The sequence below is a fragment of the Corynebacterium sp. A21 genome (assembly GCF_052266655.1).
Taxonomy (GTDB): Bacteria; Actinomycetota; Actinomycetes; order Mycobacteriales; family Mycobacteriaceae; genus Corynebacterium.
Genome location: NZ_JBQPQY010000002.1, coordinates 299,219 through 320,508 on the forward strand (window position 1 = coordinate 299,219; position 21,290 = coordinate 320,508).

Below are 21,290 nucleotides of genomic sequence, written 5' to 3' on the forward strand. Positions count from 1 at the left end.
AGGAGATCAGCGCCGCTGCTTCTCGACGCCCCGACCAGCACCGCGAGCATGGTGTGCTACACCAACCGAATCAGCACAACACCCACGATGATCACCAGTAACCCGAGCACCTGCGGCGGTCTGACGCGTCGTCGCTGACCTTCGATCAGGCCGAAGGTGTCGATCAGCAGGCTGGCCGCCATCATGCCCAACAGCGCGACCACCACGGTCAGGCCGGTGCCCAGGATCGGGCTGAGGAAGGCATTGGCGAAGACGAGGGTGGCCCCAAGGAGACCACCGGTCCACATCCACCAGGGATTATGGGTCTCCCCCGCGGGCACCGGGACACCACGCCAAGGGGTTCGGGCGAGCAGCACCAGCAGCAGCAGGGTCATCGTGCCCACCGCAAAAGAGATGAAGGCGGCTTCCACCGGAGCGCCGAGGATCGACCCCAACCGACCATTGACCGCGGTCTGGGAGGCCGCACAGGCGCCCATGATCAGGCCGAGCAGCCGCCATAACCACGCTCCGGTGGCAGCTGGAGCCACCGCCCGGGAATGTCCCCGCCGAAAGGCCCCCACCACCAGCAGGGCTCCCACCAACACGGCGATGGCACCCAGTAGTCGAGTTCCATTGAAACTGAGGTGCGGGGAGTGGAACAGACCGAAGGAATCGATGACCAGGCCCATCACCACCTGCCCGGCGAGCGGGAGAATCACCGTCTGAACACTTCCCACCCGCGGGAAGAGGAGGATATTTCCGGTCAGCATCACCACCCCGAGCACCCCACCGCTGAAGATCCACCAGGGCTCGCCGCTGGTGGCGGCGAAATCCGGGAGCGGCTGTCCGCTGGTGAGCAGGGTGGCGAGAAACAGCGCAAGTGTTCCCACCATAAAAGAAATCAGGGACGCCAGCAGCGGCGTTCCCACGGATTTTCGCAGCCTGGTATTGACCGAGGTCTGCACCGGCATCAAGGCGCCGGAAAATATCCCGAAGAGTACCGCCAGCATGTGCCCCTCACCTTCCCGTTATGAACCCGTTCATCCTAGCGGCTGCGGGGTCTTTGTCGGCCGCCCATGACATGGCCTACCTGGCGGTGGCCTTCCATCGCCACGGTGAATGGGATATCCACGTGAGCGCCCGGCGCGGGGACGCCACTCCCGGTGATGTCCGATTCCGTTGGATACCTGGCTGGAAAGACCTGGCGTGGGGATCGCCGGGGAAGAAGACTGGAGTCTAGACCTAGATCCCCCGCAAGGAAGTGTAGAAGCTCATGATGGAAACAATCGCCGGCATTAATATCCCTGACTCCACCCTGGCAAAGGCTGCGACCGAGCTGGTGCGCGATGTCGCCACGGAACTAGTCTATGACCACTCTCGACGTGTCTATTTGTTCGGTGCGCTGCGCGGCCAGCGTGACGGTGTCGGCTACGACCCGGAACTGCTGTATGTGGGCGCGATGTTCCACGACCTGGGCCTGACCGAGAAGTACCGTCGCACCGATCAGCGTTTCGAGATCGATGGCGCGGACGAGGCCCGGAAATTCCTGCTCTCCCACGGCATCGCCGATGAGGAGGCCGAGAAGGTGTGGACCGCCATTGCGCTGCACACCACCCCGGAGATCCCGCTGCACATGGGTCCCGAGATCGCCCTGGTTACCCGGGGTGTCGAGCACGACGTGCTTGGTCTGGGTTATGACACCGTCACCGAGGAACAGCGTGCGGAGATCGTCAAGGCCCACCCGCGGCCCGATTTCAAGAACGGCATCCTTGCCGCCTTCACGGAAGGCATCAAGGACCGCCCCGAGACCACTTTCGGTAACGTCAAGGCCGATGTCCTCGAGCACTTCGTGCCCGGCTTCCAGCGTGGTGATTTCGTCCAGGTCATCCGCGCCAATGCCTGGCCGGAGTGGACTTCGCCCGTCTTCTGAGCCTGCCCTGGTCTTGTGGCTGAAAGTCGATTACTTTCCCCATTGACAGGCCCTCCTCGGCAGGAGTTTACTTGAGGTAATTCCTTGCTCCACCGGAGCTCTGCGCCTGCGAAAATACGTTGCAGGCGGCACTCCTTAATGGTCATATTCAGCGCCCACCGTTGGTGGGCTGAATTCCTGTTGAGGAGTCGTCATGAGAATTTCCTACCAGGTTATCGCCTGGATCATCTGCGGACTGGTCATGCTGCAGGCGGCAACGCACGCCTGGTTCTCGGCGGGGGCGGCAAAATACATAGAGGGTGGCGGAACCCTGGACCTCTCCGCCACCGGTGCCCCGCCCTTCCCTGAAGTATGGGGAGTGATCATCCACGGCATGTCCGGCATGTATCTGATCCCACTGGTGGCAGTGGTTCTCCTGGTCACGGGTTATTTCTCCCATGTCCCGGGTGCCCTGGTCTATGCCGTGGTCGTGGTCGTGCTGGTGGCGGTGCAGGTGACACTCGGCTTGAGCGCCCCGGCCCTGCCGTTCCTGGCTTTCCTCCACGGTATGAATGCCCTGCTCATCTTCGGCACGGCACTGTTGGCCATCCATCAGGTCCGCACGCATGAAAGTTCCCACTCCCGGGAACGCGTGGGCGCCGGAAGTAATGCCTGAGCCTGAACCAGCGGTTCGTGCTTTGGCCAGGATCGCCCGACGTGTCCTCGGCGTCCTGCTGATAGCGGCCTGCAGCTGGACCGGGTGGCTCTGGTGGGACAGCATCCAGCCTGCCCAGTACTCCGCGGTCCCACCGGAGCATGCCGCTCACGGGGCGGCCCGTGTCACCGGCGCGGTCGGGATCACGGAGCTGGTGGCAGACCCCACCCGGCCAGCTGATGTCCGGCTGGTCCTGGCTGCCCGCACCGCCGTCCTGAATAACTCCAATGGTGGCAGCTTCACCGGCTATACGCTCAATGGTTCGACTCCGGGACCCGAGATCCGGGCCCGGGCAGGCGATCTCATCGAGGTGGTGCTGCGCAATCTCGACGTCGAGGGCGGCACCACCTTGCACTGGCATGGTATTGAGGTCCCCGGCGCGATGGATGGGGTCGCCGGGATAACGCAGGATGCGGTGAAACCCGGTGAGAGTTTCACCTACCGGTTCATTGCCGAAGACCCAGGCACCTTCTGGTATCACTCCCATCAGGTCTCCCACCAGCAGGTACTCGGCGGGTTATTCGGTGCACTGGTGATTGCCCCGCACGCTGATTCCCCGCCGATCCCGGACACCACCATGCTCCTGCACACCTATCCCGGTGGTTCCCGCACCATCGGCGGCACCACCGGGGAATCCCGACGTGAGGCAGCCCCGGGTACCACACTCCGGGTGCGGTCCATCAACAGCGATAATCTGAGCACCTACCTGTGGGTCAGCGGCTCAGCGGCCCGGCTGCTCGCTCTCGATGGCCGGGAGCTGAACGGCCCGGAGCTGGTTGGCGAGCAGAAGATCCGGCTGGCTGCCGGTGCCCGCGTGGACCTGGAGGTCACCGTGCCCGAAGAGGGTGCGGTCCGGGTTCAGGCTCCCGGAGTCTCGCTGGTGCTGGGTCCGGCTGCTGCCACAGCGGCACAGCTGCCGGCTCCGGCGCGCGAACTCGATCTCCTGAATTACGGAATCCCGGTGGAGCCGCCCTTTAGCACGGGCTCCCCGGACCGCAGTTTCGAGTACACCATCGACCGTCGGATCGGTTTCCTTGACGGCCGCCCCGGCTACTGGTGGACCATCAACGGAAAAATGGGAAGGCATGTGCCGATGTACCTGGTCAGCGAGGGCGAGGTGGTTAAGATGCGGGTCACCAATGATTCCGCTGAGGTCCACCCGATGCATCTGCATGGCCATCACGCCCTGGTGCACTCCCGCAATAGCCAGCTCACCACCGGTAGCCCCTGGTGGACGGATTCCCTGGATGTCGATCCCGGCGAGTCCTACGAGATCTTCTTTGAGGCGGATAATCCCGGGATCTGGATGGATCACTGTCACAATCTGCCCCATGCCGTGGACGGTCTGATGACCCACCTCTCCTACGAAGGGGTGACCACACCGTTTCTGCTCGGGCCGGCCTCGGGCAACGAGCCTGAGTGATCCGCGGCGTCGATAAGCGTCCGCCGGCCGTGGGTGAAGCGGTAGAAAAGCGCGGCAAGCAGCACGACGCCCACCAATACCGCGTACATCGGGCCAAAACCCAGGGCGGTGACGATCCCCCCGAGGAAGAGCGGGCCGAGGGCCAGCCCCAGATCCATGAGCATGTGCAGCGTGGAGATGCCGGTGCCCACCTTGGCGGGCGGCACCAGGCTGACGGCGATGGCCTGCGCCGCCGGCAAGAGCGTGCCATAACCCAGGCCGGTGAATATTCCGGCGAGGATGATCTGCCAGTCGGTCTGGGCGATGGCCAGCAATGCCAGGGCCAACGCCAGGAAGAACAGGCCGAAGTAGATGACCCCGTCATCACCGCGCTGATCCTGGATTCGCCCCAGGAAAAACCGCATGATGAACATCGACAGCGCATAGGCGAGGAAGAAGAATCCGGCACCTGCGACCAGCCCCGCCGCCAGGGAATAGGCGTTGAGGTAGGTGATCACGCCGGTGTAGCACAGGCCGACGATCATCATGAACAACCCGATCGGGATCACCTTCGGGTGCACCATGTCTCGCAGGGAGAAGGCGGTCTTTTCGGCGTTATCCTCCCCTTCCGGTGATGGCGAGGGGGTACGTAGGAACAGGGCGAGGATCAGGCCCACCGCGGAGGTGGTGGTGGCGACCCAGAACAGGGCGGCATAGCTGAAGGAACCGAGGAAAAGCAGTGAGAGCGCCGGGCCAAGGGCGGTGGCCAAGGTGGAACCCAGGGCGAAGTAGCCGGTCCCCTCTGCTCGGCGCTCGGGTGGGATGACCGTCTGCACCAGTGCCATGACCGCGGTGCCGGCGAACCCGTAGGCGATACCGTGGGCGATCCGGATGAGGATCAACAGTCCCAGAGAATCCGCCGGGATATAGAGGGCACTGGCGATGGTGGAGACCACCAGACCGATGATCATGACACGTCGGCGCCCCAGCCGGTCGACGATGAAGCCGGCGAAAAGCCGCGCCACCGTGGCCCCGGCGACAAAAGCACTCGCGGCGAAACCACCGGCGGTGTCGGAGGCCGCGAACTGCGAGATGGCGTAGAGGGCCATCGTCGTGACCAGAAAATAGAAGGTGAGGTACAGCGAGAAATTGACCAGCCAGGCCAGCAGGAAGGCCGGGGTGATCAGCCGCGGGGTACCGATAACTGCGGTTGAGGTGATCTCGTCGGTGGGAGCTGACACCTGAGTTCTCCTTGCATCGTGGGGATGGGCACAGCGTGATGTGCAATTCGCAAATTGTATCATGCAAATTGCATGATACAAATAGGTGCCCGGGAGATCTCACGCCAGGTATTGTAGAGCGCAATTTGCCTGCTAAACTACCTGGAGATCGGCACAGCGACAACTTTGAGGAACTGAACCCGGTGGACTACGGCCCCCATGCGAAACTGACCTATGAGCAGATGCTCATGACCCGCTATGCACTACAGAACGCCCGGTCCATCCCGGAGCGACATTCGGAGATCGACCGCAGCGCCACCGTCCTACTCGCCCGACTCGTGGCCCAGGGGCCGATGAGTGTGGGCGAGCTGGCTGACGCCTTCGGTCTCGATGTCTCCACCGTCCACCGCCAGGTCGCCGCCGCCATGCGGGCCGAGCTCATCGAGCGGATCCCGGATCCCGCCGGTGGCCAGGCCCGGCTACACCGTCCCACCGCGGAGGGAACCCGCCGCCTGAACGCTGAGATCAACGCCCGGATCGAACTGATCCAGAGCGTCACTGCGGACTGGACTCAGGAGGAGACGGATACCTTTGTCGCCCTGATGACGAAATTCAACCGTTCCCGGGAAAAGCTGCGCGGCCAGCAATGGCCCCGGCCTTACCTTTCAGATACCTCGGATTGAGCAGGGCCCACCCCAGCCCCGCCTATCCCCGTTCCAGCCAGGGTGTCAGGCCTTCTTGACCACACTGGACTTCAACTGCATCTGCCCGAAGCCAGGCACCTTGGCATCGATGTCATGATCGCCGACGCCATCGGTGATCAGCCGGATACCGGCCACCTTCGTGCCGATCTTGAGCACCCCGCTACCAGCGCCCTTGACCTTGAGGCTCTTGACCACGACGACGGTGTCACCATCGGCGAGGACATTGCCCACCGCATCCTTGACCACATACTCAGCCTCAGCCGAATCCTGCTCTGAACTCGAACCCGGCAGCCACTCATGGGCACACATCGGACACGCGAGAAACTCGCCGGATTCATAGGTGAACTCGCTGTCGCACTCGGGACAATGCGGAAGTTGATCAGACATAAAATTCAGACTCCAAGACTCTTGACGTGACCAATAATGCCCTGACTCCTACATGGTGAGGATCGTTGAGGCCCATTGGGTTGTTGACACAACTTTTTCACCATAGCCAAACCGCCGCCGAAAAGGTTCAAGCCTGACCGCAATGTGCAGGAGGTCAGCGCTCCGTGACCCGACCTTCCTCAACCTGCCAATGCCGATCGGTCTTCACGGTGTTGAGCATCCGCCGATCATGGGTCACCAGCAGCAGCGTGCCATCATAGGACTCGAGCGCCTGCTCTAACTGCTCAATGGCCACCAGATCAAGGTGGTTCGTCGGCTCATCGAGCACCAGGAGATTCGTACCTCGAGCCTGCAGCACCGCCAGCCCGGCACGGGTGCGTTCCCCCGGTGAGAGTTCATCGACCGGACGGTTCACATGATTGGCGCTGAGACCGAACTTCGCCAACAGGGTCCGTACCTCATCGGTGGCCATGTCAGGGATGAGTTCTTCAAAGGCCTCCGCAAGGGGGGCAGAGCCAGCCAGCAGGGAGCGTGCCTGGTCGATCTCCCCGATCTGCACGCTCGCGCCGAGACTCGCGGTGCCCTCATCCGGGAGCTGCTGGCCAAGCAGCGCACGAAGAAGGGTTGATTTACCGGCGCCATTGGGTCCGGTGATACTGATCCGCTCTCCCGCATTGACCTGAATCGACAGCGGGCCCAGGGTGAAGGAACCCTGCCGGAAGACGGCGTTACTCAGCGTCGAGACCACTGAGCTGGAACGGGGCGCCGAGCCGATGGTGAATTTGAGCTGCCATTCTTTGCGGGGCTCCTCCACCTCATCCATCCGGGCGATCCGGCTCTCCATCTGACGCACCTTCTGAGCCTGCTTCTCGCTGGACTCGGTGGCGGCTTTACGCCTGATCTTGTCATTGTCCGGAGCTTTCTTGATCGCATTGCGCACCCCCTGGCTCGACCACTCCCGCTGGGTCCTGGCCCGCGAGACCAAATCAGCCTTCTTGTCCGCGAATTCCTCATACTTCTCCCGCTGCTGACGGCGAAGAGTTTCCCGCTCTTCCAGGTAGGCGTCATAGCCACCGCCAAACACACGGTTTGAACTCTGCGCCAGATCAAGTTCCAGCACACGTGTCACACACCGCGCGAGGAACTCGCGATCATGACTGACCAGCACCACGCCGCCACGGAGTCCGCGCACGAAAGCCTCAAGTCGCTCAAGACCGTCAAGGTCAAGATCATTGGTGGGCTCATCCAGCAGGACGATGTCGAATCGCGAGAGGAGCAGCGCAGCCAATCCGACACGGGCCGCCTGGCCACCGGAGAGGGAGGTCATCAGGGTTTCTTCGGCCGCCGCGCCCTCAAGTTCAAAACCTAGATCAGCGAGCACCACCGGGAGTCGCTCAGCGAGGTCGGCCGCCCCGCTGGCCAACCAGCGATCAAGCGCCACCGAATAGGCATCGGTGGGGTTGATGCCGTTGACCTCGGAGATTGAGGGATCGCCGAGAGCTGCGGCCGTGGCTTCCATGTCCTGGGTCGCCTCGGCGCACCCGGTGCGGCGGGTGATGTAATCGGTGATGGTCTCCCCGACGACGCGCTCATGTTCCTGCGGCAGCCAGCCGACGAAGGCATCGGCCGGTGACAGCGTCACGGTTCCCGCTTGGGGCTCATCGATGCCGGCGAGCAACTTGAGCAGCGTGGATTTTCCGGCGCCGTTCGCGCCGATGACACCGATCACGTCACCAGCGGTGACAGTCAGGTCGAGCGAATCAAAAAGGGTGCGGTGGCCGTATCCGCCGGCCAAGTCGCTCAGCACGAGTGTTGCAGTCATCGTCCCATTCTGTCACTACCGTGGCCCCAGGAAGGTATCCCCGAGCATGACCTGACTGAAATTCGCCGGAATCTTATCGACGCCGCGAGCTTGTCTCGCAGCTCGGTGCTAACCGGGGGTCGCTCAAGTGTCGCTTTTCGACCGGGGAGCAGACTACCGGTATTTCTATGGATATTCACCAGGTCAACTTCAGGGAAATCTCTTTAGGCTGGCGTTATCCCTGGAAGGCAGAGTCAGCGGTCGTACCGCCCGCGCCTGTGCTTCCGATTCCAAGGACAAAGGAGAATAAGTCGTGGTCATCCACACCATCGGACATTCCAATCGCTCATGGGAGGAATTCGCGGACCTGCTGGCGGAGGCTGCAATAGAGACCCTGGTAGATGTCCGTAAACTGCCAGGCTCCGCCAGAAATCCGCAGTTCAACGAGGAAGTGCTCGCCCAGGAGCTACCCCGGGTCGGAATAACCTACCGTCGCGTAGCACCCCTGACAGGGCGAAGGAATGTGTCTAAAACTATCCCATTCGAGGTCAACGGGAACTGGCGTAACCGCAGTTTCCACAACTACGCAGACCACGCTCTTTCCGGGGAATTTGCGTTGGCGCTGCAGGAACTACGCGATGCGGCCTCCTCCGAGGTCACCGCGATCATGTGTTCCGAGGCCGTCTGGTGGCGCTGCCACCGTCGCATCATCGCCGACCATCTGATCGCCGCCGGTGAAGACGTCCGTCACATCATGGGACCAGGTCAAATCATGCAGGCAACGCTTAACGACGGCGCGGTGATCGGCGAGGACAAAAAGGTGCACTACCCGAAAATCAGCGAAGAGTAGTGAGACCTCCCATCAGCGCATATGAGGTTCTGTTGCTAGAGTTTCCACACGTTCCGCTGGGACAAATTTAATACGCTGATTTTCCTAGAACCCCTGAAATGAACCTACTGTGAAAAAATCCCTTCTCGGCGTCGCGCTCACCCTGGCCGGTGCCGTTGCCGGCGCTGTCCTCGTCCCGGTGGCCACTAGTGCCGCACAATCTTCCACCTCCTCTTTGTCCTCTTCCTCCTCCCTGTCCTCCGGATCTGACAGCCCCCGCACCCCGTGGGCACCCGGCGTGTCCGATGGGTTGGTGGTCAATCTGATCGGTGATCTGCTCGGCCCCAGCATCTCCGAGCACGTCGGCGTCATGACCGGTGATCTGGGCATCATGACCGCATTGGGAGAGGGCGAGGAGTTCGCCATCATCTTCGGGGACTCCTTCCGGGGTGCGAACTTCGGGCAGGGCGAATGGCTGAGTCCGGTGGGTGTGGTTGCCGAATTCGACCAGGATGGGCGCATCGTGATCAAGCGTCCCCTCAACGAGGACGACCGTGTTGAGCAGCTGGTGGATTACCGGCACAACGAACGCGGGCTGACGCTCCTGCCCTCAGACATCATCAACATCGACGGCACCCTGTACATGCAGGCGATGTGGAACGAGGGTGTGGGCAATGTGCTCTACACCCAGATCTGGCGCTCCACCGATCAGGGGGCGACCTGGCAGAGTGTCAGCACCACTCCGGCAAATTTTCTGGGTGGCAAAGCCAACCTGATCACCTGGGAGCAGGGCCCCGACGGATACATCTACATGATGTCTTCCGCATTCAATCGCAAGAATGATGTCTATCTGACCAGGTTCCTGCCGGGAGACATCGGCGATCGCCGGGCCTGGGAGCACTATCTCCCCAACGAGGACGGCACCGGCATCTGGGGCAAGACCGCCCGACCGATCCTCAGCGACCAAGTCGAGGCCGGTGAGATGTCGCTGCGCTATATCCAGGGACATTGGGTGCTGGCGATGTTCAATGCCGAGACCATGGCCATTGAGGTCCGGATCTCCAAGGAGATCGTCCGCGATTGGAATGAGATCGCACCCGCCAACGTGGTGGTCGGCGGTTTCGGCGGTTGGGGTGCTCCGCAGGATGCCGGCAACTTCACCCAGCTCTACGGTGGCTATATTGCGCCGGGCTCCACCCTCGACAATCTGGACCTGGTGGTCTCCCAGTGGAACACCGACAACAACAGCCGCTACATGTCCACCCAGTTCAACGTGCAGGGCCTGGACACCTTCTTCGGCATCGACTCAGGCGCACCGCAGGCCCGCACCATGGCCCCGCAGGTTGATTCCACCGGTGATCAGAACGTGATCACGGTCGAGCGGACCGAAGTCGACGCTGACTCTCAGGAGCAGCTGGCTACCGAGCAGCTGATGGAGGAGGCCACCGACCTGATCATCGTTCCGCTCGGCGAGTGATCTCCGGGGTGCGGCGTCGATAAGTTCGGTTCAGCTCAGCCAGGTCGACAGCGGCGCAGCGGACTGCTCGCTAAGCCACTTCTGCCACAGCGGTCCGAAGGTCACGCGCCGCGCCCCGAGCTTCGTGAGCGCATCGAGGTCCCCGGCGCCATTGCCGGTGACCGGGTGTGCGGTCACATTCACCGGCACCGACACCGCTTCAACCATGCGGGTTATCAGATCTGCATTAGCCAAACCAACCGGATACACCGCGCGGGCACCGGCAGCCTCCATCAGCTTGATGCGTGCCACCGCCTCCGCCAGCGGATCCGCGAACACATCAGTGCCCAGCTTCAACGCATCGGTGCGGCCGTTGATCACGAAGTCCACGCCAGCCGAATCTGCGGCCGCACGGGCGGCAGCAATATAATCGGCGTGCTCCTGACCCTCTCTGACGCGCTTTCCTTCAGAATGGACCACATCCTCGATGTTGGCGCCGACGGCACCGGCTTCGAGCAGCTTCTCAATCAATTCTGCTGGCGCGAGACCATAACCGGATTCCACATCCGCACTCACCGGAACCTCGACCGACCCGGTGATGCGCTTGATTGAAACAAGGTAGTCCTCAAAGCGCATGTTCTCGCCATCGGAGCTGCCGATGGAATCAGCAACCGGGTGGCTACCGATGGTCAGGCCCTCAAAACCTGCGTCCACGGCAACAGCGGCACTCCAGGTATCCCACACGGTAGGTAGCACGAGCACGCGGCCGGATTCATGGGCCTGGGAAAATTGACGGGCAAGGGTGGTTAGATCTGACATCTCTATCTCCTCGTCATTGTGGTGTGGCACCCAGCCTACGTACTCTCCCCGGAAACTTCCGCCGCTCCGAAAGGCCCGTGGCAGTCCGAGAAGGCTGATAAGCCAGCTCCCGAATGATAGCCTGGAAAGTGATCCACTTCACTGCATCTTCTGCTCCCCGGTATGACGGCACCTCGAATTCCGAAGCCACTCCCCTAGTGAGGTTCAACGATGACCACCACCCCAGCAGGCTACGACTACCAGGAACAACTTCCGCCCTCCCCCGTCAGCGAAGAGAAACTGGCGAACCTCCTCACCGATGTGATGTGGAGCGATGCCGATGCCGCAGCCCTGCGGCGAGCCGGCGAAATTCTCACCCCTCAGGTCTCTGACATCCTTGATGCCTGGTACGACTTCATCGGCTCCACCCCGCACCTCGTTGCGGTCTTCCGAGGAGCAGACGGCCAGCCGAATCCCGAATATCTGACCCGGGTACGTGCTCGTTTCGAGCAGTGGGTCATTGACCTGTGCCAACGCGGCATGGATTCTCAATGGCTCGCTTACCAGGAGGAAATCGCGCTTCGCCACCACAGCACGAAGAAGAATCAGACCGATGGGGTCGATTCACCGGCGAAGCACGTGCCGCTGAGTGACATCTTTGCGCTCATCGTCCCGGTGACCATCACCATCAGGGGCTTCTTGGAAAAGGGCGCCACCACCGGCGACGATGTGGAAGCCATGTACAACGCCTGGTTCAAGGCCCTCACGGTCTCCCTGGTGCTGTGGTCACGGCCCTATGCGGGTGACCTCTGGTAGGCATATCCACACTGAATCGCCTTGCCGAGGCTCCCGTCGCCCCAAGGGGCAGCTGCGCCAGTGGCTGCCCCTTGGGGCTCAGAAGGACATCCCGGATACCGGTGGGAACTCCCCGAAGACACCATCCTGCTCAACCGGGTACAGCTCCAGGTTGCTCAGCTGTCCGCCGTCGATGAAAAGCAGGAGACCAGCACCCTTCACAGCTGCCGAGAGCACCCACCGGGCGGCCGGCAAGCTCCCTGGTGTGTGCCAGCATCGCGCGGAGCACCTCCGATTCCCGGGCAGCCAGCTTTCGAGACATGAGACCCGAGTTTAGAATCGCCGGCCCGAAAAACAACACCCACCATCGACCTACCCCGTGCCGGATGCCGTCGAGGCGGGACCTCAGGGACGGATACCGATCAAAGGTGCATCCCGGTCGCTATCCGGTGAGGTACAGAAGGGGCCGGAACTCGCCGAACCACCCATCACCGCTTGGAGAACGCTGCGCTGGGTAGGGCTCAGTTGATCCAGGAGGGCACTCCGGAATGCCTGCCGGTGGGCCCGCAGCCCCTTCTCGAGCTGCTGCCGTCCCGGATCGGTCAAGCGGACATTCTGCTGTTTTCCCTGACCGAGATCGTGCTTGGCCACAAACCCCCGGGACTCCAGACGATTAAGCAGGTGGGAACATCTGGATCGTGACCATCCCAGGTCCACGGTGAGATCATGCTGCGGCAGCTCATGAGTGGGCTGTGACCACACCCGGGACATCAGCTCGAACTCGGAGACGCTCAGATCTGCCGATGCTGTCAGGGCCTGATCGACCGTGGCATGAACCCCTTGGCTCCAATCGAGGAAGAGCCGCCAGAGCTCGATATCACCCACCTCAAAGGTGCCCGTCTCCATCAGGATCCCCACTGATGCTGACCTGGGCATTCCATCCGTTCAGCAGAGACAGCCGGGCAATTCCATCCTCCAGCCGCGGTGGCAGGGAGGCTGATCATGGGAGATGATCCATCGCTTCACAGGGACTGGATCCAGGCTGGGCACGGTGTACATCCATGGCCAGCCGGCTGAGGATCGTATCCAGCAGGCTCACGTCTGCACCCTCCAGTCCGGAGAGCAGCTTAGCTTCTGCAGCGGCCACGCGTTGTTCATAGTCAGCGAGGATCTCGCGCCCCTGGTCGGTGGCGATGATCTTGCGTGATCTGCGGTCCGAAGGGTCCGGGATGCGCTCGACAACCCCGGCGTCCACCAGGGTATCCAGCAGGTAGGTCATCACCGTGCGGTCGATGACCAGGTGGGCCGCCAGCGCCTGCTGGTTCGGCGGATTCCGGTAGATGACGGTGGACAGCACCTGATAGCCACGCACCCCGCCCGGCATGCCCTCCACCGCCTCCTCAAATCGAGCCTGATAACCACGCAGAACCATGCCCAGATGCCAGCCCAGATCCCCGGGCGGGCCAGACAGGAGACGGTTGCGGATGGTGGGAGAACTGTCAGTCATATCAACATCATACTCCAGGAGCGCTCTTGCACAGATGATCTTCTTAGAATATGGTCTGCGGTACAACGTATTTCAGATGGAGGAGAGCATGGAGCTCGGTATCTACAGCTTCGGCAACGTGCAACAGGACCCGGCCACCGGTGAATTAGGGTCTACCGCGCAGGCGATGCGCGACCTGCTGGAAGCTATCCAACTGGCCGATGAGGTTGGTCTGGACTATTTCGGTGTCGGTGAGCACCACACCCGCGATATGCCGGCCTCAGCGGCGTCCGTGGTGCTGGCGGGAGCCGCCACAACCACCAAGAACATCAAGCTGGGCAGCTCCGTGACAGTTCTGGCCACCGAGGATCCGGTGCGGGTCTATCAGCAGTTTTCCACCCTGGATGCCATCTCCCACGGCCGGGCGGAGGTGACCGTGGGCCGGGGTTCCTCCGGTGAATCCTTCCCGCTCTTCGGGTTCGAGAGAACACAGACCGATGACCTTTTCCTCGAGCGTCTCGATCTTCTCCAGGCCATCAATGAGCAGGAATCGGTCACCTGGAGCGGGACCACCCGCGCCCCACTCGAGGATGCCCTCGTGGTCCCCCGCCCCGACAATGGCCGACTGACCCTGCGGTTGGGTACCGGTGGTACCCCCGGTTCCTCAGTACGGGCTGGCCGGCGCGGCCTACCGGTGGTCTACGGCATCATCGGCGGGGAACCGGCGAAGTTTTCCACGCATGTCGATCTCTATCGTCAGGCCGCCGCACAGTCCCAGGTCCCAGCGGAAAACATCAATATCGGGGTCTCCGGACCTGGCTTCATCGGCGAAGACGCTAACTGGGCACGTCAGATGTGGTGGGAGTACTGGTCCAACCGCATGCGCATCATCTCCGGGCAACGCGGTTTCCCGATGAAGAGCCGGGGTGGATATGAAAAAGCCACCGCTCCGGGTGGGGCCCTGTTCGTCGGTGATCCGGAGGAGGTCGCCGAGCGACTGGTCACCCTGCACCATCAGCTGGGACATCACCGCCACATCCTCGAGATGGATTATGGCCAGCTGCCCCAGCAGGATTTTCTGCGCTCGATTGAGCTGCTCGGTACCCGGGTGAAACCACTTGTCGACGCCGAGCTCGGTACCAGCTAAAACTACGAACACCGCACGACCTTTTAGAGGAGTACAACAATGAACGCACCTGTAGAACCCATCCACACCGTCGGTATTCTCGGCGTCGGCAAGGTCGGCTCCGCGATCGCCCGCCAGGCCCAGAAGGCCGGCTACCAGGTCAAGGTGGCCACCGCCCAGCCCGCCGAGGAAATCCGCCTGCTCACCGAGATCGTCATCCCCGGTGCCACCGCAGTCGATGCCCATGAGGCAGCCGACGCTGACCTGGTCATTGTGGCGGTCCCCCTGCCCAAATATCGATCCGTTGATCCAGGCATGCTCGCCGGCAAGACCGTGATCGATGTGATGAACTACTGGTCTCCTACTGATGGTGCCCTCGATGACTTCGAAAATGATGCGCGCACCAGCAGCGAGGTCATCCAGGACCACCTCGCCGGATCCAAGCTCGTCAAGACGCTCAACCACATCGGCTACCACGATCTCGAGGCAGATGACCGCGTACCAGGTGCCGCCGATCGCCGCGCCCTGGCCGTAGTCAGCGACCACGATGAGGCCAAGGAGCTGGTCAGCGGATTCATTGACCGACTCGGCTATGACGTCGTGGATGCTGGTTCGCTGGCCGCTGGCCGTATCTTCCAGCCCGGCACGACCATCTTCAACGGTTCCCACACCGGCACTGAAATGCACCGCATCCTCGCGGCCGCCAGCGAACACTCCCTGCTCTAATCACCCACTCGATATCAGGAGACACCCATGGAAATCGGCGCCTACAGCTTCGGCGACACCCAGCTCAATCCCGACGGTACCCAACGCACCACCGCCGAGGCCATCAAGAATCTTTTCGACGCCATCGTCCACGCCGACCAGGTCGGCCTAGACTACTTCGGTGTCGGCGAGCACCACACCGTGAGCATGCCCGCGTCCTCACCGGGTGCCATTATCTCGGCGGCCGCGGCAGCCACCAACCGCATCACGCTCGGGAGTGCGGCGAGCATCATCAGCACCGACGACCCGGTGCGGGTCTACCAGCAGTTCACCACCGCCGATGCCATCTCCGGTGGCGGCCGCGTTGAGATCACCGCCGGCCGCGGCTCGTCCGTGGAGACCTTCCCGCTGTTCGGCTACTCCATGGACGACTACGACCAGCTCTACGCCGACAAGCTCGACCTCTTGATGAGCCTCAACCGCGACGAAGACGAGTTCGCCACCTGGACAGGGACGATGCGCCCAGCCATCGACAACCTCGCGGTGGTTCCCCGCCCGACCACGGGACGGCTTCCGATCTGGCTGGCCACCGGCGGTAACCCCGGGTCCTCAGCTCGGGCAGGCCAACTGGGGCTGCCGGTGTCCTATGGCATCATCGGTGGCGCCCCGCACCGGTTCGCCCCACTGGCGGAGCTCTACCGGGCCCAGTATGAACGCGCTGGTCATCCCACGGCGGGCATGAAGGTCTCAGTTGCGGCGCTGGGCCTGATCGCACCGACGAAGAAGGAGGCACTCGAACGCTTCTACCCCGGCTGGTACAACCTGAACGTGGAGATGGGGCGCCTGCGCGGCTGGTCTGCGCCCGATAAACGTGCCTACCTGGCACAGGCGGAGGCACCGGGTGCCTACTACATCGGTGACCCGGATGAGGTCGCCGAACGCATTGTCCACCTGCACCAGCACCTCGCGCACACGCGCCACTTCCTGCAGATGGACATCGGGGGCCTGCCACAGGAGCACTTCATCGAATCCCTCACCCTGCTGGCCACCGAGGTCAAACCCCGCGTTGCCCGGCTCCTCGCCGCTAAATAGCCGCCACACCGCACCAGCTCCACACCTCCGGCCCACTGCGCGGGGCCTTCCTCTCACACCAGCGGCCAGGGATACTGGCGGTGGGACCTGGGGTGCGGCAGCACCGGAAGGCGCACGATCCGGGCGGCGCGACGCTGCAGCGCCGCCACCTCCGCCGAGCCCAGCAGGACGGCGATCTCCGCCGGGATCTCCTGCATCAGCGGCTCCACCGCCGCCACCAGCGACTCCTCGATACCTTCTCCCGCGAAATCCCAGATGACCGTGCGCAGCTTGGGCTCCGGGCTGAAGCACAGCCCGTGGTCGATGCCCCAGATGTGATCCGCGGCGTCGAGAAGCACGTGTCCTGACTTCCGATCGGTGTTGTTGCTGAGTAGATCGAACACCGCCATGCGACGGAATTGTCCGTGCAAATCGGGCCGGGTCTCCAGCAGCGGGAAATAATGCTCCCCGTTGTTCTCGATGAACCACTGCAGGGAACCGATGCCGAATGGCCCATCTTCCCGGATCACCGTCGGCGGCACGATGTGCCAGCCGAGGTATTCGCTCAGGAGGAAGGCGGCTCGTTCCCGGGTGTGCAATCCCGGTGGGAAGTCGTGCAGCGGCGCCTCCCCCAGCTCCGGTTTGTAGACTGCCCAGCCGTAGTCCGCACTGCAGGTGGCCTCCAATACGAAACCGATATTGCTCGACTCCACCAGTTGAGCCACAATGCCCAGCTCGCCGTTAGCGAGCAAGTTGAGTTCCCGGGCGAACGGCGGGGTTGGGACTGTCACGGCTGTGCTACTTCCCGGAGGTACTGCAGGGGGCCGGTCCTTGAGTTGGTCACCAACATCCGGGACCTGCCGTCCGAGGTGAACTCCGCCACTGAAATGGAAGCGGGATCGGCGCTGAGGCGCTGAAAGGAATCGAGCGGAGTGCCGGAAAGATGCGCGATCGCGGTCTTGATCGGATCAGCATGGCTGAAACAGGCGATCACCTCTCCCCGGTGCCGGGTGGCGATGTCCTCGAGCGCCCGGACCATACGGCCCTGCATCTCGGGGAAACTCTCACCACCGGGGAACCGGAACGCCGAGGGAGTTTTCTGGACCTCCTGCCACTCCGGCAACTTAGCGAGCTCCCCCAGTTTCCTCCCGGTCCACTCCCCGAAATCACATTCCACGATGTCCTCACAGGTGCTCGTGGACAGGCCGAAGTGCCCGGCCGTGGGCTGGGAGGTCTCCACCGCCCGCTCCATCGGTGAGGAATAGATCGCGGCCAGTGGCAGACCAGCGAGTCTCTCCGCCACCTCGCGGGCTTGTTTCTCCCCGGCCTCGCTCAGATGAAGGCCCGGCGCGCGGCCGGGCAGTACCTGGCCCGTGGTGGGGGTGACACCGTGGCGTACCAGGAGGATCAGGGTCGAGGGTGCGGGAACCTTGTCTGTGTCCATCGCCCGGATCCTACTCACTACAACCCCTTCTTGCCCAGGTTCACCGCCGAGCACAGCGGATGGTCGACCAATGTGCGATCTGGGGCTAGCCTGGGGTTGTGAATCTTCCGCCCAATGAGTCCACGATCGGTGAGCTACGGGCCGCCGGTTATACCCACCGTCCCCTGCGGGCCGAGATCCGCGAGAATCTGCTCGCTATGTTGGCTGCCGGCGAGGACCCCTGGCCGGGCCTCCACGGCTTCCAGCACACCGTGATCCCTCAGGTTGAGCGTGCCTTGATCGCCGGGCATGACATCGTGTTGCTCGGTGAGCGCGGGCAGGGCAAGACCCGCCTACTACGGGCGATGACCTCCTTGCTCGATGAATGGATGCCGGCCGTCGCGGGTTCTGATCTGCGTGAGCACCCCTTCGCCCCCATCACCGAGGCGACGCGTAGGCGGATCGAGGATCAGGGCGATAGCCTGCCGATCACCTGGGTACACCGCGAGGAACGCTATGCCGAGAAGCTCGCCACCCCGGATACCTCGGTAGCTGACCTCATCGGCGATGTCGATCCAATGAAGGTGGCCGAGGGGCGCCGACTCGGCGATCCCGAGACCATTCACTACGGTCTGATTCCTCGTTCCAACCGCGGCATCGTGGCGATCAATGAGCTCCCCGATCTCGCCGAGCGGATCCAGGTCTCCATGCTCAATGTCATGGAGGAGCGCGATGTGCAGATCCGCGGCTATATGCTGCGCCTACCGCTTGATGTACTAGTGGTGGCTTCGGCGAACCCCGAGGATTACACCAACCGCGGTCGGATCATCACCCCGCTCAAGGACCGTTTCGGCGCGGAGATCCGCACCCACTACCCCATCGCGCTGGCGGATGAGATCGCGGTCATCGAGCAGGAAGCCAACCTGGTCGCCCAGGTGCCACCGGTGCTGCTGGAGATCCTGGCCCGGTATACCCGCACGCTGCGTGAATCTTCGGCGGTCAACCAGCGCGCCGGTGTCTCAGCGCGCTTCGCCATTGCGGGTGCAGAGACCGTCGCGGCGGCGGCCCGGCACCGCGCCACCATCCAGGGCGAGGAGCACGCAGTAGCACGCCTGGTTGATCTGGAGGCGGCTGTCGAGGTGCTCGGCGGCAAGATCGAGTTCGAATCCGGCGAGGAGGGCCGCGAGTGGGAGGTGCTGGGGTATCTGCTGCGTACCGCCACTGCGGCGGCGGTACGTGAACACCTGCGCGGCACTGACTTCGCTCCGCTGGTCGAGGCCTTGGACGGTAACACCACGGTCACCACCGGCGAGCAGGTCACCGCCGCTGAGTTCCTCGCGGGTCTGCCCGATCTCGGCGAGTCCGATCTCTATGACCAGATCGCCGCCCAGCTCGGTGCCACCGATGAGGGCACCCGCGCCAGTGCGATTGAACTCGCCTTCGAAGCGCTCTACCTCGCCCGGAAGATCTCGAAGGATTCCGGCGAGGGCGAGACCATCTACGGCTGAGGAGGCCGCTATGCCGAATAGTTCCGGGCGACACCGTTCCCGTTACAGCCGCTATACCGGAGGGCCGGATCCCCTGGCTCCCCCCGTTGACCTCGCGCAGGCCTTGGACGCCATCGCTGAGGACGTCATGGCAGGATACTCCCCCGAGCATGCTTTGCGGGAGTACCTGCGCCGGGAGGGATTTGACGATCTCAATCGGCAGGTCGCCGAGCGGCGCCGGGAATTGCTGCAGCGATACAACCTCGATGGCACCCTGCGCGAGGTCAAAAAGCTTCTCGACGACGCAGTGCTGGCGGAACGTAAACAGCTCGCCCGCGATATCACCATGGACGACAATGACCGTGCTTTCCGCGAGCTGCAGCTGACCAACTTGCCCACCTCCACCGCCGCCGCAGTATCGGAACTAGGCAGCTATGACTGGCAGTCCACCGAAGCGCGGGAGAAGTTCGAGCAGATCAAGGATCTCCTCGGCCGGGAGGTGCTCGATCAGCGGTTCGCCGGCATGAAGCAGGCCCTCGAAGGCGCCACCGAGGAGGATCGTGCGGCGATCAAGGAGATGCTCACGGACCTGAACTCACTGCTGGCCACACACCGCCGGGGTGAGGACACGGAAGCAGACTTCGCCGAGTTCATGGCCAAGCACGGACAGCACTTCCCGGAGAACCCCGAGAACATCGACGAGCTCATCGATGCCCTGTCGAAGCGTTCCGCCGCCGCGCAACGGATGCTCAATTCCATGACCGAGGAGCAGCGCCGTGAGCTCATGGAACTGAGCGCGCAGGCCTTCGGATCCCCGGAACTCATGGAGCAATTGGACGCGCTCTCTGGAAACCTGCAGGCCATGCGCCCCGACCTCGATTGGTCCGGTTCCGAGGACTTCTCCGGCGAACAGGGACTGGGCCTGGGCGATGGGACCGGTGCGATGCAAAGTCTCGCGGAGCTCGATTCCCTGACCGAGCAACTCAGCCAGGCACACACCGATATCGATCTCGACGCCGTCAAACGCCAGCTCGGCGAGGATGCCTCGGTGTCCGCCCAGGTGCTCGCCGAACTGGAACGCGCGATGCGCGAGAGCGGACTGCTGCGAAACAGTGCCGACGGCTCGCTGCGGCTCTCCCCGCAGGCGATGCGACGGCTGGGAAAAACCCTGCTTAACGACGCCGCGAAGCAGCTGACGGCCCGCAGCGGGGCCCGCGACGCGCAGCTCGCCGGTGCCTCCGGTGAACAGACCGGTGCCTCACGGCCCTGGGAATTCGGTGACACCCAACCCTGGGATGTGACCAGGACGGTGACCAACGCGCTGCAACGAAGTGCCGCATCAGGCTCAGAACTAAGTATCGAGGTCCGGGATGTCGAGGTCGTGGAGACCGAGGCACGCACCCAGTCAGCGGTGGCGCTGCTGGTCGATACGTCCTTCTCCATGGCCGCGGAAGGGCGCTGGGTGCCCATGAAACGCACCGCACTGGCTCTCCACCACCTGATATCCACCCGCTTCCGGGGCGATGAGTTCGCCCTGATCAGCTTCGGCAGGCTCGCCAGAAACATGGACATCGATGAGCTCACCGCCCTCCCGCCCGTCCAGGAGCAGGGCACCAACCTCCACCATGCGCTCCTGCTCGCGGAAAAGTTCTTCGCCCGACACCCGAGCATGGAACCGACGCTGCTGATCGTCACCGACGGCGAGCCGACGGCGCACCTGAGGGAACAGGGTGATGCCTGGTTCAACTGGCCGACGCATCCCGAAACCCTCAAGCGAACCGTGACCCAGCTGGACCGCATCACCCGGCGGGGTGCCCGCACCACCTTCTTCCGGCTGGGCGATAACCCCGGCCTGCAAAAATTTCTGGGTGAGCTCGCGGACCGGGTGGGCGGAAGAGTCACCGCCCCGGACCTCGACGATCTGGGGGCGGCGGTGGTCGGTGAATACCTGCGGTACCGGGAACCCGGGTTTGGCGAGGTTGAGTGGGGGTAGGGAC

Annotated in this window: 23 protein-coding genes; 13 read left to right on the forward strand and 10 right to left on the reverse strand. The window is 63.0% G+C overall.

Annotated features, from left to right (window positions below; translation table 11 throughout):
- Positions 1–56: 56 nt before the first annotated feature.
- Entirely contained in the window at positions 57–989 is a 933-nt protein-coding gene (locus ACTU46_RS05510; protein WP_443380171.1) for a DMT family transporter, read from the reverse strand.
- 20 nt (positions 990–1,009) lie between these two features.
- Between ACTU46_RS05510 and ACTU46_RS05515 the strand changes: the two genes are divergently transcribed.
- The 4 genes from ACTU46_RS05515 (at position 1,010) to ACTU46_RS05530 (ending at position 4,026) form a co-directional block, all read left to right on the forward strand.
- Positions 1,010–1,219, forward strand: coding sequence for a hypothetical protein (locus tag ACTU46_RS05515; protein ID WP_443380172.1), 210 nt, complete (start codon positions 1,010–1,012; stop codon positions 1,217–1,219).
- Between the two features lie 33 nt (positions 1,220–1,252).
- Positions 1,253–1,909 carry an HD domain-containing protein gene (locus tag ACTU46_RS05520; RefSeq protein WP_443380174.1) on the forward strand — a complete coding sequence of 219 codons (657 nt, stop codon included), beginning with the start codon at positions 1,253–1,255 and terminating at the stop codon, positions 1,907–1,909.
- 193 nt (positions 1,910–2,102) lie between these two features.
- A complete protein-coding gene (locus ACTU46_RS05525) occupies positions 2,103–2,564 on the forward strand; it encodes a hypothetical protein (protein ID WP_443380176.1) in 462 nt (153 codons plus the stop codon).
- Positions 2,557–4,026 carry a multicopper oxidase family protein gene (locus ACTU46_RS05530; RefSeq protein ID WP_443380178.1) on the forward strand — a complete coding sequence of 490 codons (1,470 nt, stop codon included), beginning with the start codon at positions 2,557–2,559 and terminating at the stop codon, positions 4,024–4,026. Before ACTU46_RS05525 ends, ACTU46_RS05530 begins: the two co-directional genes overlap by 8 nt.
- Here ACTU46_RS05530 and ACTU46_RS05535 read toward each other — a convergent pair.
- Positions 3,966–5,246, reverse strand: a complete 1,281-nt coding sequence (locus tag ACTU46_RS05535) for an MFS transporter (RefSeq protein ID WP_443380180.1) — start codon at positions 5,244–5,246, stop codon at positions 3,966–3,968. The genes ACTU46_RS05530 and ACTU46_RS05535 overlap by 61 nt on opposite strands.
- Positions 5,247–5,371: 125 nt before the next feature.
- On the opposite strand from ACTU46_RS05535, the gene ACTU46_RS05540 reads away from it, so the two are divergent.
- Entirely contained in the window at positions 5,372–5,908 is a 537-nt protein-coding gene (locus tag ACTU46_RS05540) for a MarR family winged helix-turn-helix transcriptional regulator (protein WP_443380181.1), read from the forward strand.
- A 45-nt stretch (positions 5,909–5,953) separates the two neighbouring features.
- Here ACTU46_RS05540 and ACTU46_RS05545 read toward each other — a convergent pair whose 3' ends face one another.
- Both ACTU46_RS05545 and ACTU46_RS05550 read right to left on the reverse strand, forming a co-directional pair.
- Positions 5,954–6,316 (reverse strand): zinc ribbon domain-containing protein YjdM, encoded by a 363-nt coding sequence (locus tag ACTU46_RS05545; protein ID WP_443380183.1) that lies wholly within the window; start codon positions 6,314–6,316, stop codon positions 5,954–5,956.
- A gap of 154 nt (positions 6,317–6,470) precedes the next feature.
- Positions 6,471–8,138 carry an ABC-F family ATP-binding cassette domain-containing protein gene (locus tag ACTU46_RS05550; protein WP_443380185.1) on the reverse strand — a complete coding sequence of 556 codons (1,668 nt, stop codon included), beginning with the start codon at positions 8,136–8,138 and terminating at the stop codon, positions 6,471–6,473.
- Positions 8,139–8,430: 292 nt separating this feature from the next.
- On the opposite strand from ACTU46_RS05550, the gene ACTU46_RS05555 reads away from it, so the two are divergent.
- Positions 8,431–8,967 (forward strand): DUF488 domain-containing protein, encoded by a 537-nt coding sequence (locus tag ACTU46_RS05555; protein ID WP_443380187.1) that lies wholly within the window; start codon positions 8,431–8,433, stop codon positions 8,965–8,967.
- A gap of 301 nt (positions 8,968–9,268) precedes the next feature.
- The gene (locus ACTU46_RS05560) at positions 9,269–10,423 is read left to right on the forward strand and encodes a DUF4185 domain-containing protein (RefSeq protein WP_443380409.1); all 1,155 of its coding nucleotides are present in this window, start codon (positions 9,269–9,271) and stop codon (positions 10,421–10,423) included.
- Between the two features lie 30 nt (positions 10,424–10,453).
- On the opposite strand, the gene ACTU46_RS05565 is transcribed toward ACTU46_RS05560, so the two are convergent.
- Positions 10,454–11,221 (reverse strand): isocitrate lyase/PEP mutase family protein, encoded by a 768-nt coding sequence (locus ACTU46_RS05565; protein WP_443380189.1) that lies wholly within the window; start codon positions 11,219–11,221, stop codon positions 10,454–10,456.
- Positions 11,222–11,431: 210 nt separating this feature from the next.
- Here ACTU46_RS05565 and ACTU46_RS05570 point away from each other — a divergent pair, with 210 nt between their 5' ends.
- Positions 11,432–12,016: a protoglobin domain-containing protein gene (locus tag ACTU46_RS05570; protein WP_443380191.1), complete on the forward strand. Its 585-nt coding sequence runs from the start codon at positions 11,432–11,434 to the stop codon at positions 12,014–12,016.
- A 78-nt stretch (positions 12,017–12,094) separates the two neighbouring features.
- Here ACTU46_RS05570 and ACTU46_RS05575 read toward each other — a convergent pair whose 3' ends face one another.
- The 3 genes from ACTU46_RS05575 to ACTU46_RS05585 all read right to left on the reverse strand — a co-directional run bounded on the left by ACTU46_RS05575 (position 12,095) and on the right by ACTU46_RS05585 (position 13,502).
- Complete coding sequence (locus ACTU46_RS05575) at positions 12,095–12,250, reverse strand: hypothetical protein (protein WP_443380193.1); 156 nt, start codon at positions 12,248–12,250, stop codon at positions 12,095–12,097.
- Positions 12,251–12,400: 150 nt separating this feature from the next.
- On the reverse strand, positions 12,401–12,913 hold the full coding sequence (locus ACTU46_RS05580; RefSeq protein ID WP_443380194.1) for a MarR family winged helix-turn-helix transcriptional regulator: 513 nt from the start codon (positions 12,911–12,913) through the stop codon (positions 12,401–12,403).
- Positions 12,914–12,995: 82 nt separating this feature from the next.
- On the reverse strand, positions 12,996–13,502 hold the full coding sequence (locus ACTU46_RS05585) for a MarR family winged helix-turn-helix transcriptional regulator (protein ID WP_443380196.1): 507 nt from the start codon (positions 13,500–13,502) through the stop codon (positions 12,996–12,998).
- A 34-nt stretch (positions 13,503–13,536) separates the two neighbouring features.
- Between ACTU46_RS05585 and ACTU46_RS05590 the strand changes: the two genes are divergently transcribed.
- The 3 genes from ACTU46_RS05590 to ACTU46_RS05600 are packed head-to-tail and all read left to right on the forward strand — an operon-like array spanning position 13,537 to position 16,404.
- Complete coding sequence (locus ACTU46_RS05590) at positions 13,537–14,628, forward strand: LLM class flavin-dependent oxidoreductase (protein ID WP_443380198.1); 1,092 nt, start codon at positions 13,537–13,539, stop codon at positions 14,626–14,628.
- Positions 14,629–14,667: 39 nt separating this feature from the next.
- Positions 14,668–15,333, forward strand: a complete 666-nt coding sequence (locus ACTU46_RS05595) for an NADPH-dependent F420 reductase (RefSeq protein WP_443380200.1) — start codon at positions 14,668–14,670, stop codon at positions 15,331–15,333.
- Between the two features lie 27 nt (positions 15,334–15,360).
- On the forward strand, positions 15,361–16,404 hold the full coding sequence (locus tag ACTU46_RS05600; RefSeq protein WP_443380202.1) for an LLM class flavin-dependent oxidoreductase: 1,044 nt from the start codon (positions 15,361–15,363) through the stop codon (positions 16,402–16,404).
- A 53-nt stretch (positions 16,405–16,457) separates the two neighbouring features.
- Here ACTU46_RS05600 and ACTU46_RS05605 read toward each other — a convergent pair whose 3' ends face one another.
- Both ACTU46_RS05605 and ACTU46_RS05610 read right to left on the reverse strand, forming a co-directional pair.
- Positions 16,458–17,174, reverse strand: a complete 717-nt coding sequence (locus ACTU46_RS05605; protein ID WP_443380204.1) for an SCO1664 family protein — start codon at positions 17,172–17,174, stop codon at positions 16,458–16,460.
- The gene (locus ACTU46_RS05610) at positions 17,171–17,827 is read right to left on the reverse strand and encodes a histidine phosphatase family protein (RefSeq protein ID WP_443380206.1); all 657 of its coding nucleotides are present in this window, start codon (positions 17,825–17,827) and stop codon (positions 17,171–17,173) included. The genes ACTU46_RS05605 and ACTU46_RS05610 overlap by 4 nt, the downstream gene beginning before the upstream one ends.
- A 98-nt stretch (positions 17,828–17,925) precedes the next feature.
- Between ACTU46_RS05610 and ACTU46_RS05615 the strand changes: the two genes are divergently transcribed.
- Both ACTU46_RS05615 and ACTU46_RS05620 read left to right on the forward strand, forming a co-directional pair.
- Complete coding sequence (locus ACTU46_RS05615) at positions 17,926–19,314, forward strand: sigma 54-interacting transcriptional regulator (RefSeq protein ID WP_443380208.1); 1,389 nt, start codon at positions 17,926–17,928, stop codon at positions 19,312–19,314.
- Positions 19,315–19,324: 10 nt separating this feature from the next.
- On the forward strand, positions 19,325–21,286 hold the full coding sequence (locus ACTU46_RS05620) for a hypothetical protein (protein WP_443380210.1): 1,962 nt from the start codon (positions 19,325–19,327) through the stop codon (positions 21,284–21,286).
- The last annotated feature ends 4 nt before the right edge of the window (positions 21,287–21,290 follow it).

Bases quoted from the DNA above. Each gene is read 5' to 3' on its own strand.
- ACTU46_RS05595 (WP_443380200.1), top strand. From the start codon at position 14,668: ATGAACGCACCTGTAGAACCCATCCACACCGTCGGTATTCTCGGCGTC.
- ACTU46_RS05620 (WP_443380210.1), top strand. From the start codon at position 19,325: ATGCCGAATAGTTCCGGGCGACACCGTTCCCGTTACAGCCGCTATACC.
- ACTU46_RS05600 (WP_443380202.1), top strand. From the start codon at position 15,361: ATGGAAATCGGCGCCTACAGCTTCGGCGACACCCAGCTCAATCCCGAC.
- ACTU46_RS05590 (WP_443380198.1), top strand. From the start codon at position 13,537: ATGATCTTCTTAGAATATGGTCTGCGGTACAACGTATTTCAGATGGAG.
- ACTU46_RS05570 (WP_443380191.1), top strand. From the start codon at position 11,432: ATGACCACCACCCCAGCAGGCTACGACTACCAGGAACAACTTCCGCCC.
- ACTU46_RS05520 (WP_443380174.1), top strand. From the start codon at position 1,253: ATGATGGAAACAATCGCCGGCATTAATATCCCTGACTCCACCCTGGCA.
- ACTU46_RS05545 (WP_443380183.1), bottom strand. From the start codon at position 6,316: ATGTCTGATCAACTTCCGCATTGTCCCGAGTGCGACAGCGAGTTCACC.
- ACTU46_RS05550 (WP_443380185.1), bottom strand. From the start codon at position 8,138: ATGACTGCAACACTCGTGCTGAGCGACTTGGCCGGCGGATACGGCCAC.
- ACTU46_RS05530 (WP_443380178.1), top strand. From the start codon at position 2,557: ATGCCTGAGCCTGAACCAGCGGTTCGTGCTTTGGCCAGGATCGCCCGA.
- ACTU46_RS05510 (WP_443380171.1), bottom strand. From the start codon at position 989: ATGCTGGCGGTACTCTTCGGGATATTTTCCGGCGCCTTGATGCCGGTG.
- ACTU46_RS05515 (WP_443380172.1), top strand. From the start codon at position 1,010: ATGAACCCGTTCATCCTAGCGGCTGCGGGGTCTTTGTCGGCCGCCCAT.
- ACTU46_RS05585 (WP_443380196.1), bottom strand. From the start codon at position 13,502: ATGACTGACAGTTCTCCCACCATCCGCAACCGTCTCCTGTCTGGCCCG.
- ACTU46_RS05525 (WP_443380176.1), top strand. From the start codon at position 2,103: ATGAGAATTTCCTACCAGGTTATCGCCTGGATCATCTGCGGACTGGTC.
- ACTU46_RS05565 (WP_443380189.1), bottom strand. From the start codon at position 11,221: ATGTCAGATCTAACCACCCTTGCCCGTCAATTTTCCCAGGCCCATGAA.
- ACTU46_RS05610 (WP_443380206.1), bottom strand. From the start codon at position 17,827: ATGGACACAGACAAGGTTCCCGCACCCTCGACCCTGATCCTCCTGGTA.